Genomic DNA, 2,420 nt, shown 5'->3' with positions numbered 1-2,420 from the left:
GCTTTTTATGGGGATGATCAAATTATCGCAAAATACGGATCCGGCGGTACATCACATCTTGCGACCGTTAATTTAATGAATGGTGAAGTGACCGAAATTGAAACACCCTATGTCAGCATTTCAAAAGTTTATTCTGATGGTGATGATGTCTTTTTATTAGCCGCAACGGCGACATCAGCTACAGAAATTGTTGAATGGGATGATGGTGAGTTTGAAACCATCAAAATATCACAAGACCAAATGGTTGATGATGCCTATGTTTCCGTACCGGAAGCCATCACATTCCCAAATCAAAAAGGCGAAGATGTGCATGCCTTTTATTATGCACCTAAAAATCCAAACTATACCGCACCAGAAGGTGAACTTCCCCCAACCATCGTGCGCCTTCATGGCGGGCCTACTGGCGCGACAAGTGCCGCCTTTAGACTTAATCGTCAATATTGGACAACACGCGGTTTTGCTATCATCGACATCAATTATGGTCGCAGCACAGGATATGGCCGCAATTACCGTGAACGGCTCCGTGGTCAATGGGGCGTTGTCGACATTGATGATACCAAAGCAGGTCTAGATTACCTTGTGGAACAAGGGTTGGCTGATCCGGAGAGACTACTTATCGCGGGCGGCAGTGCTGGAGGATACAGCGTACTTGTGGCCCTTTCTCAGCATGATGTCTTCGCAGCTGGTGCTAATTATTACGGCATCAGTGATCTTGAGGTATTAGCACGTGATACTCATAAATATGAAAGTCGATATTTGGACAGTCTTATCGGTCGTTATCCGGAAGATATCGATATCTATAAGGCACGTTCTCCAATTAACTACCTCGATGGATTTACAAGCCCGCTGATTACGTTCCAAGGCTTGCTTGATGAAGTTGTACCGCCAAACCAATCGGAACTGATCGTATCAGCCCTTCGTGAAAAAGGGGTGCCCGTGGCATACTATCCTTATGAAGGTGAGTATCACGGGTTTGGTAAAAAAGAGAATATTATTCACGCCCTTGAAAGTGAGCTTGTTTTCTACGGAAAGATTTTAGGGTTTACGCCAGCTGGTGAATTACCGGAAATTCAAATCGATAATTTTACGGAATAGAATAAAGATTAACCCATTAAAAAAGAGCCCTTCCGCATGACACAGAATGGCTCTTTTCTTTTGAAATTTTAAACAATTATTTCTGAATGCTATATTCTTCCGGAACTTCGGGATAGGCCATGATGAAATTACCTGCATTTGGCATTTTAACGTCGGGAAGTGTTTCTTTGTTAATCACATCCCCTTCACCGATTATGCCGTTTTCATAAAGCAAATAAGCCGTTATTGAATAATATTCGCTGTTCGTCATGGACATCGGTGCCGTGTAGGGCATTGCTTTTCTGATATAATTAAAAACCGTTGTAGCATATGGCCAGTAACTACCAACTGTGGCCAAAGCCTTATCAGTACCAATTGTACCATGCCCACCAAAAAGAACATCATTTTCACCGCGTGCTTCGGGTGTTCCGTGGCAAATTGTGCATTGTTCTTCAAATAATGGTTTTCCGAGCATTGCTGTGCCCTGCCCGTCTGGCAAATTTTCACCGTCCGGGAATGTGGACCAAAAGCGTTTATCAATATCCGCCTGTGTGGCGGGTGTTCCAAATCGACTTTCCTGCGCAACTGTTATGGTTGCGCCACCAAGTAATAAAGAAGCCATAAGTATTTTACGCAAAAACATGTCTTACTGCCCCCCTAGCATTAATGGACCAGCTATGGATCGCATGATAATGATAATATGCTTGCCTTCCACGCGCAGCGAGAAGTTCTTTACGGCTGGGTTGCACACGGCCAAATTCGTCAATAGCGCGGCTTTGCAGGATCGCAGGCCTTCCTTCCCACATCCAAGGAATTCTAAACCGTGTTAGCATTTTGCTTTGGATTGGTCCTTCAAGCATGGCTTCTGCCCACGTGCGGCCGCCATCGGCGGACACTTCAACCTTGGCAATTTTGCCTCGTCCTGACCAAGCCAGACCAGTAATTTCATACATTCCCCGCTTTTCAAGGCTTAATGCATTAGACGGACGTGTGATAACCGACTTCACATCCATTTCAAGGGAGAACTGCAATGATTTACCGTCATGTAATTTGTCGGTATATTTCGATGTTTCAAAGCGTGACATCACAGGCTTATCAGTAACATAAAGTGAACGCACCCATTTAATGGATACGTTCCCCTCAAAACCAGGGTTTAATATCCGCATTGGATAGCCTTGGCTTGGACGTAAACGTTCACCATTTTGATAAATGGCAACCATCGTATCATCAAGTGCTTTATCAATAGGAATAGACCGCGCTAGAGACCCACTATCCGCCCCTTCGGCGATAATCCATTTTGCATCTGGTGAAACACCACATTCATCTAACAAGGTTGATAGTGGTAC

General features: G+C 44.5%; 3 protein-coding genes. 1 reads left to right on the top strand and 2 read right to left on the bottom strand.

Annotated features, from left to right (window positions below; all coding sequences use genetic code 11):
- Positions 1-1,095: alpha/beta hydrolase family protein (locus tag ACTF6W_RS11565; protein WP_438994702.1), on the top strand; the 1,095-nt coding region annotated here is incomplete at its 5' end.
- Positions 1,096-1,171: 76 nt separating this feature from the next.
- Here the strand turns inward: ACTF6W_RS11565 and ACTF6W_RS11560 are convergent.
- Positions 1,172-1,717, bottom strand: coding sequence for a c-type cytochrome (locus tag ACTF6W_RS11560; RefSeq protein ID WP_438994701.1), 546 nt, complete (start codon positions 1,715-1,717; stop codon positions 1,172-1,174).
- Positions 1,704-2,420 (bottom strand): molybdopterin-dependent oxidoreductase (locus ACTF6W_RS11555; RefSeq protein WP_438994700.1); only part of this gene is annotated, 717 nt, incomplete at its 5' end. The genes ACTF6W_RS11555 and ACTF6W_RS11560, both read right to left, overlap by 14 nt.

It is taken from the genome of Pseudemcibacter sp., from assembly GCF_965661635.1.
Lineage (GTDB): Bacteria > Pseudomonadota > Alphaproteobacteria > Sphingomonadales > Emcibacteraceae > Pseudemcibacter.
The sequence above is the reverse complement of the archived record's forward strand: the minus strand, read 5'-3'. Positions and strand labels throughout refer to the sequence as shown.